The organism is Streptomyces sp. NPDC057743, from assembly GCF_042798755.1.
Lineage (GTDB): Bacteria > Actinomycetota > Actinomycetes > Streptomycetales > Streptomycetaceae > Streptomyces.
In genome coordinates, this window is the sequence record NZ_JBHVJX010000004.1 from 276,459 (window position 1) to 289,838 (window position 13,380).

The window sequence follows — 13,380 nt, forward strand, 5'->3', positions numbered from 1 at the left end:
GGGGGCCTCGTGCCCCCGCCCCGCCTGCCGCCCCGTGCGTCAGACGTTGACGCCGTAGTCCGCGGCGATGCCCGCCAGTCCGGAGGCGTAACCCTGGCCCACGGCGCGGAACTTCCACTCCGCGCCGTGCCGGTAGAGCTCGCCGAAGACCATCGCGGTCTCGGTCGAGGCGTCCTCGGTCAGGTCGTAGCGGGCGAGTTCGGCGCCGCCGGCCTGGTTGACGACGCGGATGTAGGCGTTGCGCACCTGGCCGAAGTTCTGACCGCGGCCGGCGGCGTCGTGGATCGAGACCGGGAACACGATCTTGGTGATCTCGGCCGGCACCCCGCTCAGCGTCACGTTGAGGGTCTCGTCGTCGCCCTCGCCCTCACCGGTGAGGTTGTCGCCGGTGTGCTGGACCGAACCGTCCGGGCTGGTGAGGTTGTTGTAGAAGACGAAGTGCTGGTCGGAGGCGACCTTGCCGGCGTCGGTGCACAGCAGCGCGCTGGCGTCGAGGTCGTAGTCGGCGCCGGTGGTCGTGCGCACGTCCCAGCCGAGGCCGACCGACACCGCGGTCAGGCCGGGCGCCTCCTTCGACAGCGAGACGTTGCCGCCCTTGGCGAGCGAGACTCCCATGCTTCCCTCCAGGTGGTGACCGGTGCCGGTTGCCGTTGGCGGTCGCCGGCGGTGAACTAGGACGTGGCGGAAAAACTACAGGACTGTAGAAGTTGGTGGCGGGGCGCGGCGCCGTGGGGGTGCACCCGGAAAAGCCCGTCGGATCGCCGCGACCACCGCCGTAAACTGCCCCGGCGTCCCAGCCCGCGGGACGCCCGGTGCGACGGGAGGCGACGACATGGGCACCACCCCCTTCGGCAAGGCCCGCGGCGGCAACGGGCGGGAGCGGGCCCGGCGCGGGCAGGGCCAGTTGGAGGCCCAGGTGCTGGCCGCGCTGCACCACGCGCCCGGGCCGGCCACCGCCGCCTGGGTTCAGGAGAGGCTGGGCGGCGACCTGGCCTACACCACCGTGATGACGATCCTGTCCCGGCTGCACGCCAAGGGCGCGGTCACCCGCGAACGCGCCGGCCGGGCCTACGCCTGGACCCCCGCGGCCGACGAGGCCGGGCTCGCCGCGCTGCGGATGCGTCGCGTGCTGGACGGCGAACCGGACCGGGACGCCGTGCTGACCAGCTTCGTCTCGGCGCTCTCGGCGCACGACGAGGACGTGCTGCGCAGCCTGTTGGCCCGCGCCGAGGACGACGGCACCCCGGGCGGCGGCCCGGGCACCGGGGGCGCGGACGGCTCGGACGAAGCACACGGGGGGTGAAGGGTGGGCGTCTTCGTCTTCCTGCCGCTGGTCCTGCCGCTCACCGCGCTGCCGATCGCCCGGCTCGCGGAGCAGCACCTCCATCCCCGGGTCACCACTCGGCTGTTGACCCTGCTCTCCGTGGTCCTCGGCCTGTGCAGCACGGTCTGCCTGGCGCTGCTGGTGGTCGTCGGCACCGCCCAACTGCCCGGCAACCCACTGCCGGACGGCTGGTCGGACCCGGAGGTGCGGGCCGCGGTCCCGTACGCCGAGGTGGCCGGCGTCGCGGCGATCTTCGCGCTGACCGGGGCGTTGGTGGTGAGCGGCGGCGCGCTGCGCCGGGACCGCCGGATCCGGGAGCGGGCGCACCGCGCGCTGGCCGTCCTGCCGACCGGCGTCGATCCGGTGGTGCTGCCGGACGACGAGCCCTACGCCTATGCCGTGCCCGGTACGCCCGCGCGGCCGGGGCGAGGGGCCCGGCCCGGCCGGATCGCGGTCTCCCGGGGGATGTTGCACCACCTGGACGGCGACGAGCAACGGGCCCTGTTCGCCCACGAACAGGCGCATCTGCACTGCCGTCACCACCGCTCGCTGCTCGCCGTCCGACTGGCCGGCTGCGTCAACCCGCTGCTGCTGCCGCTGCGTTCGGCGGTCGCCTTCAGCGCCGAGCGCTGGGCGGACGAGGAGGCGGCGCGGGCGGTCGGCGATCGGCGGCTGACCGCGCGGGCGGTGGGGAAGGCGGCGTTGCTCTCGCGGCCCGCGCCGTTTCCGCTGGTGACGCAGTTCGCGGCGCCCGAACCGGGGCCGGTGCCACGGCGGGTGGCGGCGCTGCTCGGGCCGGTGCCGTCGGCCCGCACCTGGCCGCCGGCGCTGACGCCGGCGGGGCTGGCCGCGTTGGTCGCGGCGGCCGGCACCGCGGCCTCCGCGCTCTCCTCGTTGAACGCCGCGGTAGCTCTGTTCCTCGTTCTGAAGGCAGCAACGCCGTGGTGAGTGCAGACTGACCCCGGGCTCTCCAAGTCGCCGTGGTGCGGACGCAATCTGTGATCCGTAGCACACCAACCAACTTCTACAGCGTTGTAAAAGTTGCCGGTAGGGTTGCGGCTGACATGCGCAACGGGCGCTGCCGGAGGGGGAGATGGCGACGAGGTGCGGACCCCTGACCTGGGACAGCCCGCCTCCAGAGGCGGAGGTGCGATGGGTCTATCAGCCGGTCGAGGTCCAATATCCCGACGGTGCCTGGGAGTTGGGTCGGATCAGCGCGTGGTGGACGGACGACGCGGGCGACACCTGGTGCCTGCTGCGCACCGTGCCCGGCGGCAGCAGTCCGCAGTGGCTCCGCTACGACCCGGAATCCGTCCGGCTGTTGCCCACCGAGGGCATCTGAGACACCGGTGCGGGCCGCCGCCCCCCGGCCCGCTGCGTCCGCCGTATCCGCCGTTCTCGGCATCCGGTGGCGCGCCCTCCGCATCCCCCTCCACCCAGCAAGACCAGCTCCAGAAGGACCATCGGCGTGCATGACAGGCAGACGCACAAGCAGGCGGCCCGGCGGGGCGACGGGAACCGGGGCGGTCGGGCCGCGGCGGAGGGCGGCCGCGCCGAGCGCCGACGGTCGGGCGCCGGGCGACGGGCCGGCGGCTCCCGGAAGGCCGGGAAGACCAGGATGACCCGGCGCGGCCGGGTGGTGGCCTGGGTCGGCGGGGTGCTCGGCGTCGTCCTGCTGGGCGTGATCGGGACCGGCGCGTGGGTGTACCAGCACCTGAACGGCAACATCCACGGTGCGGACGTGAACAGCGAACTGGGCACCGACCGGCCGGTCAACCTCAGCCCCGGCTCCAAGAACATCCTGGTCGTCGGCTCCGACAGCCGGGCCGGCACCGGCGACAAGTACGGCGGCGGCCTGACCACCATGCAGTCGGACACCCTGATGGTGCTGCACATCGCGGCGAACCATAAGTGGGCCACCGCGGTGTCCTTCCCGCGCGACTCCTGGGTGCGGATCCCGGAGTGCGACAAGGGCGACGGCGGGAAGTCCACACCGCACCACTTCAAGATCAACGAGGCGTTCTCGATCGGCGGGCTCAGCGGCGACGTCCGCAAGGCCGCGGCGTGCAGCATCAAGACCGTCGAGAAGAACACCGGGCTGCGCATCGACCACTTCGTCTCGGTCGACTTCCAGGGCTTCAAGGGCATGGTCAACGCGCTGGGCGGCATCGAGGTCTGCCCCAAGCAGGCCATCCACGACAAGAAGGCCCACCTCGACATGGAGGCCGGCTGCCAGACCGTCAAGGACGAGAAGGCGCTCGGCTACGTCCGCACCCGCTACAGCGTCGGCGACGGCTCCGACCTCGGACGGATCGGCCGCCAGCAGGAGTTCATGAAGGCGCTCGCGGCCAAGGCGCAGTCCAAGCTGACCAGCCCGACCGACCTCTACGGCTTCCTGGACTCGGCGACCAAGTCCCTCACCACCGACCAGGACCTGGCCGGCATCAAGCCGCTCTACGACCTCGCCGCCACGGTCAAGGACATCCCCTCCGACCGCCTCACCTTCCTCACCGTGCCGACCTACCCGCGCGAGGCGGACGTCCCCACCGACAAGGCCAACGTCATCTGGCAATACCCGCAGGCCAGCGAGTTGTTCGGCGACCTCGCCCACGACCGGGAGGTCGGCGCCGAGGGAAAGAAGAAGTTCGCCGACGCCGCCAAGAACCCGATCACCGCGCGCTCGGTCCGGGTGCGGGTGCTCAACGGCACCGACAAGACCGGCCTCGCCGGGGTGGGCGCGCAGAAGCTGCGCCCGCTCGGCTTCACCGTCGTCTCCACCGACAACGGCAAGCCCACCGACAAGACCACCATCAGCTACCCGCCGGCCCTCAAGGCCCAGGCCGAGGTGCTCGCCGCGCGGCTGCCCGGCGTCAAGGCGGTGGAGTCGGCGCAGGCGACACCGGGGGCCGTGACGCTGACCGTCGGCCCGGACATCTCCACGATCGAGAGCTGACGCGCGGCGCCCGGGCGGAGCGGCCCCATCGTCCGCCGTCCGCCCGGGCGCCGCGCTCCCGTCCCGTCAGGCGTGCAGCCGCTCGACGGGACGGGCGGTGTGCACCTCGATGTCGTGCGCGGCGCGGCTGAGGAGCTGATGGCTGAGGTCCGACAGCGCCCGCGCCACCGACAACTCGTCCCCGATGGCGGGGACGTTCTCGTCCGCCGGATTGCACTTGGCGGTTCCCTCGCCGACCATCTGCCCGCCTTCCTTGCCGCGCAGCCGGGCCTCGGCCCGCACCTCGGTGCCGGCCTCGACGATGTTGATCTCGGCGTTCCACGTCTTTCTACGCTCACCCGTGCCGGCCACCGGAATCCTCCTCCTACCGCAGGGGAACAGTCCCGACCACTTCAGCGTCGCACCGGCGCCCAGGCGTCGCACCCGGAGGCCCGCACCCGTCCCGTTGCGGGGGATAGCCCCATGGTCGGGCGGGCCGCGGGCCGCCTAGAGTCGTCGTCATCCAGCCCTGAGCGACGGCCACCGCGCCGTCCGCCCGGGCGCGGGACACGGGGCGACGGGCACCACCCGGAGCCGTGAACGGAACGGATTCCGGGGGGATTTCATGCGCAGGAGCGTCCGCTTCATCGGGGCGGCGGCGCTGGCCGGGGCCGGGGTACTGGCCCTCGGCGCGTGCAGCCTGGTGGCCGGCGAGACCTTCTCCGACGACGCCACGCTGCCGCAGAAGATCACGTCGGTGCGGGTGGACACCGGCAACGGCGGCGTGACGCTGCACGGCGGCAAGGGCGGGGACACCGCCAGCGTGCACCGCACGGTCACCTACCGGGGCGACAGGCCGCAGGGGCCCACGCACCGGGTCGAGGGCGGGACGCTGGTGCTCGGCGGCTGCGGCAACGGCTGCTCGGTGGACTACACCGTCGAGCTGCCCGGCACCGTCCCGGTGACCGGCGAAACGTCCAACGGCGCGCTGAGCCTGTCCAAGGTAGCCGCGGTGCGGGTGACCACCAGCAACGGGGAGATCGACCTGGACGGGGTGTCCGGGCCGGTGAACGTGCGCACCAGCAACGGCGCGATCACCGGAAAGGGCCTCGCAGGCAAGGGCGTTGAGGCCAGGACCAGCGACGGCGAGATCGACCTCACCGCGACCGCCCCGCAGAACGTCCGGGCCAAGACGTCGAACGGTGCGCTCACGGTCACCGTGCCACACGCCCCCTACCGGGTCTCCGCGCAGACCGGCAACGGCGCCAAGCGGATCGGTGTCCACGACGACCCGGCCGGGCGGTACCAGCTCGATCTGACCACCGGCAACGGGGAGCTTCGCGCCCGGACCGCGGGGAGCTGAGGCCGGCCGACTCGCCGCGCCGGCCTAAGAGTTGAGGGGTGACCGGGCCCATCTGGCGTGCGCGGGGCGGTGTTTCACGTGAAACGCCGACGGTTTCACGTGAAACACCGCCCCCTTGCCCCGCGTTGGGGCTTTACTCCTCGCCCTCCAGCTCGCCCTCGGTTTCCAGGAAGGCTTCCCGCAGCGCCGCCAGCGTCTCCGCGTCCGGCTTCTCCCACATGCCGCGGGACTCCGCCTCCAGCAGGCGCTCGGCGATGCCGTGCAGCGCCCAGGGGTTGGCCTCCTGGAGGAAGGCGCGGTTCTCCGGGTCCAGGACGTAGGTCTGGGCCAGCTTGTCGTACATCCAGTCGGCGACGACGCCGGTGGTGGCGTCGTAGCCGAACAAGTAGTCCACGGTGGCGGCGAGTTCGAAGGCGCCCTTGTAGCCGTGGCGGCGCATCGCCTCGATCCAGCGGGGGTTGACGACCCGGGCGCGGAAGACCCGGGAGGTCTCCTCCACCAGCGTCCGGGTGCGGACCGTCTCCGGACGGGTCGAGTCGCCGATGTACGCCTCGGGGGCCTTGCCCTTGAGCGCCTTGACGGTGGCGACCATCCCGCCGTGGTACTGGAAGTAGTCGTCGGAGTCGGCGATGTCGTGCTCGCGGGTGTCGGTGTTCTTGGCGGCCACCGCGATGCGCTTGTAGGCGGTCTCCATCTCCTCCCGGGCCGGACGGCCCTCCAGCCCGCGCCCGTAGGCGTAGCCGCCCCAGACGGTGTAGACCTCGGCGAGGTCGGCGTCGGTGCGCCAGTCGCGGGAGTCGATGAGCTGGAGCAGGCCCGCGCCGTAGGTACCGGGGCGGGAGCCGAAGATCCGGGTGGTGGCGCGGCGTTCGTCCCCGTGCGCCGCGAGGTCCGCCTGGGCGTGGGCCCGGACGAAGTTGCCCTCGGCGGGCTCGTCGAGGCCGGCGACGAGCCGCACCGCGTCGTCCAGCAGGCCGATCACGTGCGGGAACGCGTCGCGGAAGAAGCCGCTGATGCGCAGCGTGACATCGATGCGGGGGCGGCCGAGCTCGTCGAGCTCGATGGCCTCCAGGCCGGTGACCCGGCGCGAGGCGTCGTCCCACACGGGGCGGACGCCGAGCAGCGCCAGCGCCTCGGCGACGTCGTCGCCGGAGGTCCGCATCGCGCTGGTGCCCCACAGGGACAGGCCCACGGACTGCGGCCAGTCGCCGTTGTCGTCGCGGTAGCGGGCCAACAGCGAGTCGGCGAGCGCCTGTCCGGTCTCCCAGGCGAGCCGCGAGGGCACGGCCTTGGGGTCGACGGAGTAGAAGTTGCGGCCGGTCGGCAGGACGTTGACCAGGCCGCGCAGCGGCGAGCCGGACGGGCCGGCCGGGACGAAGCCGCCGTTCAACGCGTGCACCGCGTGATCGAGTTCGGCGGTGGTGGCGGCCAGTCGCGGGACGACCTCCCGGGCGGCGAAGTCGAGGATCGCGGCGACCGCCTCCGGGTGGCCCTCGGCGACCCGGGAGGCCGCGGCCGGCTCCCAGTCGGCGTCCTCCATGGCCTGGACCAGGCCGCGGGCGACGGCCTCGGCGTCGTCGGCCGCGGTCCGGGTGGCGGCCGACTCGTCCAGCCCGAGCGCCTCGCGGAGCCCGGGCAGCGCGGAGGTGCCGCCCCAGATCTGCCGGGCGCGCAGGATCGCCAGGACGAGGTTGACCCGGGCCTCGCCGGCCGGGGCGGCGCCCAGCACGTGCAGCCCGTCGCGGATCTGCGCGTCCTTGACCTCGCAGAGCCAGCCGTCGACGTGCAGCAGGAAGTCGTCGAACCCGTCGTCCTCCGGGCGCTCCTCCAGGCCCAGGTCGTGGTCCAACTTGGCGGCCTGGATCAGCGTCCAGATCTGCGCGCGGATGGCGGGCAGCTTGGCCGGGTCCATCGAGGAGATCGCGGCGTACTCGTCGAGCAGTTGCTCCAGGCGCGCGATGTCGCCGTAGGAGTCGGCGCGGGCCATCGGCGGGACGAGGTGGTCGACGAGGGTGGCGTGCACCCGGCGCTTGGCCTGGGTGCCCTCGCCCGGGTCGTTGACCAGGAACGGGTAGATCAGCGGCAGGTCGCCGAGGGCCGCGTCCGGGCCGCAGGCGGCGGACAGGCCGGCGTTCTTGCCGGGCAGCCACTCCAGGTTGCCGTGCTTGCCGAGGTGGACCATGGCGTCGGCGCCGAAGCCGCCGTCGGCGGCGGGCGTGGCGATCCAGCGGTAGGCCGCCAAGTAGTGGTGGGAGGGCGGCAGATCGGGGTCGTGGTAGATCGCGATCGGGTTCTCGCCGAAGCCGCGCGGCGGCTGGATGAGGATCAGCAGATTGCCGCGGCGCAGGGCGGCCAGCACGATGTCGCCCTCCGGGTTCCGGCTGCGGTCGACGAACATCTCGCCGGGCGGCGGGCCCCAGTGCTCCTCCACGGAGTCCCGGAGCTCCTGCGGCAGCGTGGCGTACCAGCGGCGGTAGTCGGCGGCCGGTATCCGGACCGGGTTGCGGGCCAACTGCTCCTCGGTCAGCCACTCCTGGTCGTGGCCGCCGGCCTCGATGAGGGCGTAGATCAGCTCGTCGCCGTCGCCGGACGCGAGCCCCGGGACCGGCTCGGTGCCGAAGTCGTAGCCCTCGGCCCCCAGGCGGCGCAGCAGCTCGACGGCGCTGGCCGGGGTGTCCAGGCCGACCGCGTTGCCGATCCGGGAGTGCTTGGTGGGGTACGCCGACAGCACCAGCGCCAGCCGCTTCTCGGCGGCCGGGATGTGCCGCAACCGGGCGTGCCGGACGGCGATCCCGGCGACCCGGGCGGCCCGTTCAGGGTCGGCGGCGTAGACCGGGAGGCCGTCCTCGTCGATCTCCTTGAACGAGAACGGCACGGTGATCAGCCGCCCGTCGAACTCGGGCACCGCGATCTGCGAGGCGGCGTCGAGCGGCGAGAGCCCCTCGTCGTTCGCCTCCCAGTCGGCCCGCGACCCGGTCAGGCAGAGCGCCTGGAGGATCGGCACGTCCAGGGCGGCCAGCGCGCCGGCGTCCCAGGACTCGTCGTCGCCGCCCGCGGACGCCCCGGCGGGCTTGGTGCCGCCGGCCGCCAGGACGGTGGTGACCAGGGCGTCGGCCGCGCGCAGCTCCTCGATCAACTCCGGCTCGGGGGCGCGCAACGAGGCGACGAAGAGCGGCATCGGGCGGCCGCCGGCCTCCTCGATCCGGTCGCAGAGGTCGTGGACGAAGCGGGTGTTGCCGCTCATGTGGTGGGCGCGGTAGTAGAGCACGGCCACCGTCGGGCCGGTCGCCTCCGAGGCGGGGCGCTCCAGCGGGCCCCAGGACGGCGCGGCCGCGGGCGGCTCGAAGCCGTGTCCGGTGAGCAGCACGGTGTCGCTGAGGAACCGGGCCAGTTGGTCGAGGTTGGCCGGACCGCCGTGCGCGAGGTAGGCGTGCGCCTCGGCAGCGATGCCGACCGGGACCGTGGACGCCTCCATCAGCTGGGCGTCGGGGGCCTGTTCGCCGGTGAGGACGACGACCGGGCGGTGCTGGTCCGCGGCCAGCAGCACGTCCAGGCCGTCCTCCCAGGCGCGGATGCCGCCGAGCAGGCGGACGACGACGAGGTCCGCGCCCTCCAACAGTCCCGGGAGGTCGGCGACGTCGAGGCGGGCGGGGTTGGCGAGCCGGTACGGCACGGGTCCCGTGGCCGCGCGGGCACTGAGCAGATCGGTGTCGGAGGTCGACAGCAGCAGGATCACGGCGCAGCCCTTCCTCGGGGATTCCACGCCCCGGGTGGTCGTATGGACGGCGGGAGTTCCTGGCTCACCCGGCGGTGGCCGGGTTCACAGTGGCGGGACCGCGCCGGATTCTCACCGGGCTTCCTCCCTTGGCGCCGTCGCTGGCGTCCGGCGGGTCAGCCGACCCGCCGACCTGCATAGTAAGGGCTGCGGCCGAGCCGCGGGAGCGCGCCTGGACGGGCCGCCCGTGCGCCCCCCTCGCCACGGTTCCGGGATCCGACGCGTAGGTATGCTCGCCGCCATGCCGCCCTCCCCCTCTCGACGCCCCGACCGGGCCGGACCGCCCGTGCGGGACCGCGGTGACGCCTGCCCGGGAGCGCTGCGGCTGCACTCCGCAGCCGACGGCGAACTGGCCCGAGTCCGGTTGCCGGCAGGGGACTTGACGGCATCGCAGGCCCGCGCGCTGGCGTACGCCGCAGAGCGCCTCGGCGACGGGCACCTCTCGCTCACCTCCCGCGGCAACGTCGAACTCCGCGGCCTGCCCGACGGGTGCGGCGGCCGCCTGGCCGCCCTCCTCGCCGACGCCGGACTGCTGCCGTCGGTACGTCATGAGCGGATCCGCAACGTGCTGGCCTCGCCGCTGGCCGGGCTGGACCACCACACCCCTTCCGACGTGCGGTTGTGGGCCCGGAGCCTGGATGCGCTGCTGTGCGCGAGCGAGCCGGCGACGGCCCTTTCGGGCCGTTTTCTGTTCGTCCTGGACGACGGGCGGGGCGATGTGGCGGGGCTCGGCGGCGATGTGACCTTGCTCGCAGAATCCGGCCGACGGGCCCCGGCGGGCACCGCGTTCGCGCCGGGGGCGGCGTCCGGGTACGGGGCGCTGCTCCGCGTCGGCGCGGACCCGGCGGCGCTGCGGATCGCGCCGGACGACGTCCCGCGGGCGGCGCTGATCGCCGCCGAAACCTTCCTGGCCGTCGCGGCGGAGAGCGGCAGCGGCGCCTGGCGGGTCACCGAACTCCCCGCCACGCGACCGCTCACCGCCCATGACGTGCGCGGCGCGCTGCGTGCCGCGGGCATCACCGCCGAGCCCGCCGAGCCCGCCGAGCCCGCCGAGCCCGTCGCGCACGCGAAGACGCCCGGCCCGCGGCCGACGGTGCCGTACGCCGATGCCACCGTCCCCGGCCCGGTCGAGGGCCCGGACGGCCGCCGCGCCCTGGTGGTCCTGGCGCCGCTCGGCCGGCTGACCGCGGCCCAGTGGCGGCTGTTGGCCGAGGTCGCCGCGGTGGACGGCTCCGGCGCGCTGCGCCTCACGCCCTGGCGCGGCATCGTCGTCCCCGGCCTGCCGGCGGACGCGGCGGAGGGACGGCTGGGCGAGCTCGCCGCCGCCGGTCTGGTCACCGACCCGGCCTCCCCGTGGCGCGGGGTCACCGCCTGCACCGGCCTCCCCGGCTGCGCCAAGTCCCTGACGGACGTGCGAAGCGACGCATCGGCCGCCCTCGCCGAGGGCCGGCCCGTCCCGGCGGACGCCCCCGCCCCGCCCGTCGGCCCGCCCGTCCACTGGTCGGGCTGCGCACGGCGCTGCGGCCATCCGCACGGCGCCTGGACCGACGTCCTGGCGACGCCCGACGGCTACCGCACCACCGCCGTGCACCCCAACTCCCCTGCCCCACAGGATGTTTCACGTGAAACGCCCCGGCAGGGCGCCGTTTCACGTGAAACACCTCCGCCGGGCCCGGCTTCCCACGAAGGGGCCGAACCCACCCCGGAATCACGGGACTTGGCACCCCCCTCCGACTCCCCACACCCCCCTTCCACCCCACAACCCACGACCCCGAGGCTCCAGTGACCGCGTTCGACTACGAAAAGGACGGGGCGGCCATCTACCGCCAGTCCTTCGCCACCATCCGCGCCGAGGCGGACCTGTCCGAACTGCCCGCCGACGTCAGCCGGGTCGCGGTCCGCATGATCCACGCCTGCGGCATGGTCGATCTCGTCCGCGATCTGGCCTTCACCCCGGGCGTCGTGGCCAGTGCCCGGGCCGCGCTGCGCGCCGGTGCGCCGATCCTGTGCGACGCCACCATGGTGGCCAGCGGCGTGACCCGCAAGCGACTGCCCGCGGACAACGAGGTGTTGTGCACCCTCGGCGATCCGGCCGTTGTGGAGCTGGCCGCCCGGATGGGCACCACGCGCAGCGCCGCCGCGCTCGAACTGTGGCGGGACAAGCTGGAGTGCGCCGTGGTCGCCTTCGGCAACGCCCCCACCGCCCTCTTCCGGTTCCTCGAAATGATCGAGGAGGGGGCGCCGCGCCCCGCCGCCGTCCTCGGCATACCGGTCGGCTTCATCGGCGCCGCCGAGTCCAAGGACGCGCTGATCGACCACCCGTCGAAGCTGGAGCACATCGTGGTGCGCGGGCGGCGCGGCGGCAGCGCCATGGCCGCGGCGGCGCTCAACGCCCTGGCGAGCGAGGAAGAGTGAGCGTGAGCGAGCAGCAGTCCCCCAGCGGTGCGCCGGACCAGCCGGCCGCGCAGCCCCCGCGGCACACCGGGCGCCTCTACGGCGTCGGCCTCGGCCCCGGCGACCCGTCCCTGATGACCGTGCGGGCGGTGGAGGTCATCGCCGAGGCCGATGTGGTGGCGTACCACAGCGCCCGGCACGGCCGTTCCATCGCGCGCTCCATCGCCGCCCGGCACCTCCGCCCGGACCACATCGAGGAGGCCCTGGTCTACCCGGTCACCACCGAGTCGACCGACCACCCCGGCGGCTACCGCGGCGCCCTGGACGAGTTCTACGAGGCGGCGGCGGCGCGGCTCGCGGCCCACCTCGACGCCGGCCGCACGGTCGCGGTGCTCTCCGAGGGCGACCCGCTCTTCTACGGCTCGTACCAGCACATGCACAAGCGGCTGGCGCACCGCTACCCGACCGAGGTCGTGCCCGGCGTCACCTCGATCAACGCCGCCGCGGCCCGGCTGGGCACCCCGCTCACCGAGGCCGACGAGGTGCTGACCGTCCTCCCCGGCACGCTGTCCGAGGAGGAGCTGACGGCCCGTCTGAGCGCCACCGACTCCGCGGTGGTGATGAAGCTGGGCCGCACCTTCCCCACCGTCCGCCGTGCTCTGGAGCGCTCCGGCCGGATGCCGGAGGCCCGCTATGTCGAGCGCGCCACGATGGCCGGGGAGCGCACCGGCGCGCTCTCCGACGTCGACGCCGACAGCGTCCCGTACTTCTCCGTCGCGGTCGTCCCCAGCCGCATCGCCACCGCGACCGAGGAGCCGGAGCCGGCCGCCACGGACGCCGGCGAGGTGGTCGTGGTGGGCACCGGCCCGGCCGGGCCGCGCTGGCTCACCCCGGAATCCCGCGGCGCCCTGGCCGCCGCCGACGACCTCGTCGGCTACGCCACCTACCTGGACCGCGTCCCGGTGCGCCCGGGCCAGCGCCGGCACGCCTCCGACAACAAGGTCGAGTCCGAGCGCGCCGAGTTCGCCCTGGACCTGGCCCGCCGGGGCCGCCGGGTGGCGGTGGTCTCCGGCGGCGACCCGGGCATCTTCGCGATGGCCACCGCGGTCCTCGAAGTGGCGTCCCAGGAGCCCTACCGCGCCATCCCGGTGCGGGTGTTGCCCGGTGTCACCGCCGCCAACGCCGCCGCCGCCCGCGCCGGCGCCCCCTTGGGCCACGACTACGCGGTGATCTCGCTCTCCGACCGGCTCAAGCCCTGGGAGGTGATCGCCGAACGGCTGCGCGCGGCAGCCGCCGCCGACCTGGCGCTGGCCCTCTACAACCCCGGTTCCCGCAGCCGCACTTGGCAGGTGGCCAAGGCCCGGGACGTCCTGCTGGAGCACCGCGCGCCGGACACCCCGGTCATGCTCGCCCGCGACATCGGCGGCCCCGAGGAGTCGCTGCGCACCGTCCCGCTCACCGACCTCGACCCCACCCAGGTCGACATGCGCACGATCCTGCTGATCGGCTCGTCACAGACCCGGCGGGTGCGGCGCGACGACGGTACGGAGGCGGTCTGGACGCCGCGGCGGTACCCGGAGCGCTGACCGCTC

The 13,380-nt window shown here is 74.1% G+C and carries 11 protein-coding genes and 1 riboswitch; of the genes, 8 read left to right on the top strand and 3 right to left on the bottom strand.

The annotated features are described in order from the left end of the window. Nucleotides 1-39 precede the first annotated feature (39 nt). Nucleotides 40-615 carry a TerD family protein gene (locus ACFVFQ_RS06570; protein WP_383409696.1) on the bottom strand — a complete coding sequence of 192 codons (576 nt, stop codon included), beginning with the start codon at nt 613-615 and terminating at the stop codon, nt 40-42. A gap of 217 nt (nt 616-832) precedes the next feature. Here ACFVFQ_RS06570 and ACFVFQ_RS06575 point away from each other — a divergent pair, with 217 nt between their 5' ends. From ACFVFQ_RS06575 to ACFVFQ_RS06590, 4 genes are all read left to right on the top strand, one after another. Then, on the top strand, nt 833-1,303 hold the full coding sequence (locus ACFVFQ_RS06575; protein ID WP_383409699.1) for a BlaI/MecI/CopY family transcriptional regulator: 471 nt from the start codon (nt 833-835) through the stop codon (nt 1,301-1,303). A 3-nt stretch (nt 1,304-1,306) separates the two neighbouring features. Next, nucleotides 1,307-2,272, top strand: a complete 966-nt coding sequence (locus tag ACFVFQ_RS06580; RefSeq protein ID WP_383409701.1) for a M56 family metallopeptidase — start codon at nt 1,307-1,309, stop codon at nt 2,270-2,272. 199 nt (nt 2,273-2,471) lie between these two features. Further along, nucleotides 2,472-2,666, top strand: coding sequence for a hypothetical protein (locus tag ACFVFQ_RS06585; protein ID WP_383409704.1), 195 nt, complete (start codon nt 2,472-2,474; stop codon nt 2,664-2,666). Between the two features lie 276 nt (nt 2,667-2,942). Then, on the top strand, nt 2,943-4,277 hold the full coding sequence (locus ACFVFQ_RS06590; RefSeq protein WP_383409899.1) for an LCP family protein: 1,335 nt from the start codon (nt 2,943-2,945) through the stop codon (nt 4,275-4,277). Between the two features lie 66 nt (nt 4,278-4,343). Here the strand turns inward: ACFVFQ_RS06590 and ACFVFQ_RS06595 are convergent, their stop codons facing one another. Then, nucleotides 4,344-4,628, bottom strand: a complete 285-nt coding sequence (locus ACFVFQ_RS06595) for a DUF1876 domain-containing protein (RefSeq protein ID WP_383409707.1) — start codon at nt 4,626-4,628, stop codon at nt 4,344-4,346. A gap of 253 nt (nt 4,629-4,881) precedes the next feature. Here ACFVFQ_RS06595 and ACFVFQ_RS06600 point away from each other — a divergent pair, with 253 nt between their 5' ends. Further along, nucleotides 4,882-5,619: a DUF4097 domain-containing protein gene (locus ACFVFQ_RS06600; protein ID WP_383409710.1), complete on the top strand. Its 738-nt coding sequence runs from the start codon at nt 4,882-4,884 to the stop codon at nt 5,617-5,619. Nucleotides 5,620-5,752: 133 nt separating this feature from the next. Here ACFVFQ_RS06600 and cobN read toward each other — a convergent pair whose 3' ends face one another. Beyond that, on the bottom strand, nt 5,753-9,355 hold the full coding sequence (gene cobN / locus ACFVFQ_RS06605; protein ID WP_383409902.1) for a cobaltochelatase subunit CobN: 3,603 nt from the start codon (nt 9,353-9,355) through the stop codon (nt 5,753-5,755). A gap of 32 nt (nt 9,356-9,387) precedes the next feature. After that, nucleotides 9,388-9,540: riboswitch (cobalamin riboswitch) on the bottom strand. An 83-nt stretch (nt 9,541-9,623) separates the two neighbouring features. Here cobN and cobG point away from each other — a divergent pair. The 3 genes from cobG to ACFVFQ_RS06620 are packed head-to-tail and all read left to right on the top strand — an operon-like array spanning nt 9,624 to nt 13,374. Beyond that, a complete protein-coding gene (gene cobG / locus ACFVFQ_RS06610) occupies nt 9,624-11,180 on the top strand; it encodes a precorrin-3B synthase (protein WP_383409713.1) in 1,557 nt (518 codons plus the stop codon). Next, a complete protein-coding gene (locus tag ACFVFQ_RS06615; RefSeq protein WP_383409716.1) occupies nt 11,177-11,809 on the top strand; it encodes a precorrin-8X methylmutase in 633 nt (210 codons plus the stop codon). The genes cobG and ACFVFQ_RS06615 overlap by 4 nt, the downstream gene beginning before the upstream one ends. Further along, nucleotides 11,806-13,374 (top strand): precorrin-2 C(20)-methyltransferase, encoded by a 1,569-nt coding sequence (locus ACFVFQ_RS06620; RefSeq protein ID WP_383409719.1) that lies wholly within the window; start codon nt 11,806-11,808, stop codon nt 13,372-13,374. Before ACFVFQ_RS06615 ends, ACFVFQ_RS06620 begins: the two co-directional genes overlap by 4 nt. The last annotated feature ends 6 nt before the right edge of the window (nt 13,375-13,380 follow it).

Coding starts and splice junctions, on each gene's coding strand:
- cobG (WP_383409713.1), top strand. CDS start 9,624: ATGCTCGCCGCCATGCCGCCCTCCCCCTCTCGACGCCCCGACCGGGCC.
- ACFVFQ_RS06575 (WP_383409699.1), top strand. CDS start 833: ATGGGCACCACCCCCTTCGGCAAGGCCCGCGGCGGCAACGGGCGGGAG.
- ACFVFQ_RS06600 (WP_383409710.1), top strand. CDS start 4,882: ATGCGCAGGAGCGTCCGCTTCATCGGGGCGGCGGCGCTGGCCGGGGCC.
- ACFVFQ_RS06570 (WP_383409696.1), bottom strand. CDS start 615: ATGGGAGTCTCGCTCGCCAAGGGCGGCAACGTCTCGCTGTCGAAGGAG.
- ACFVFQ_RS06590 (WP_383409899.1), top strand. CDS start 2,943: ATGACCCGGCGCGGCCGGGTGGTGGCCTGGGTCGGCGGGGTGCTCGGC.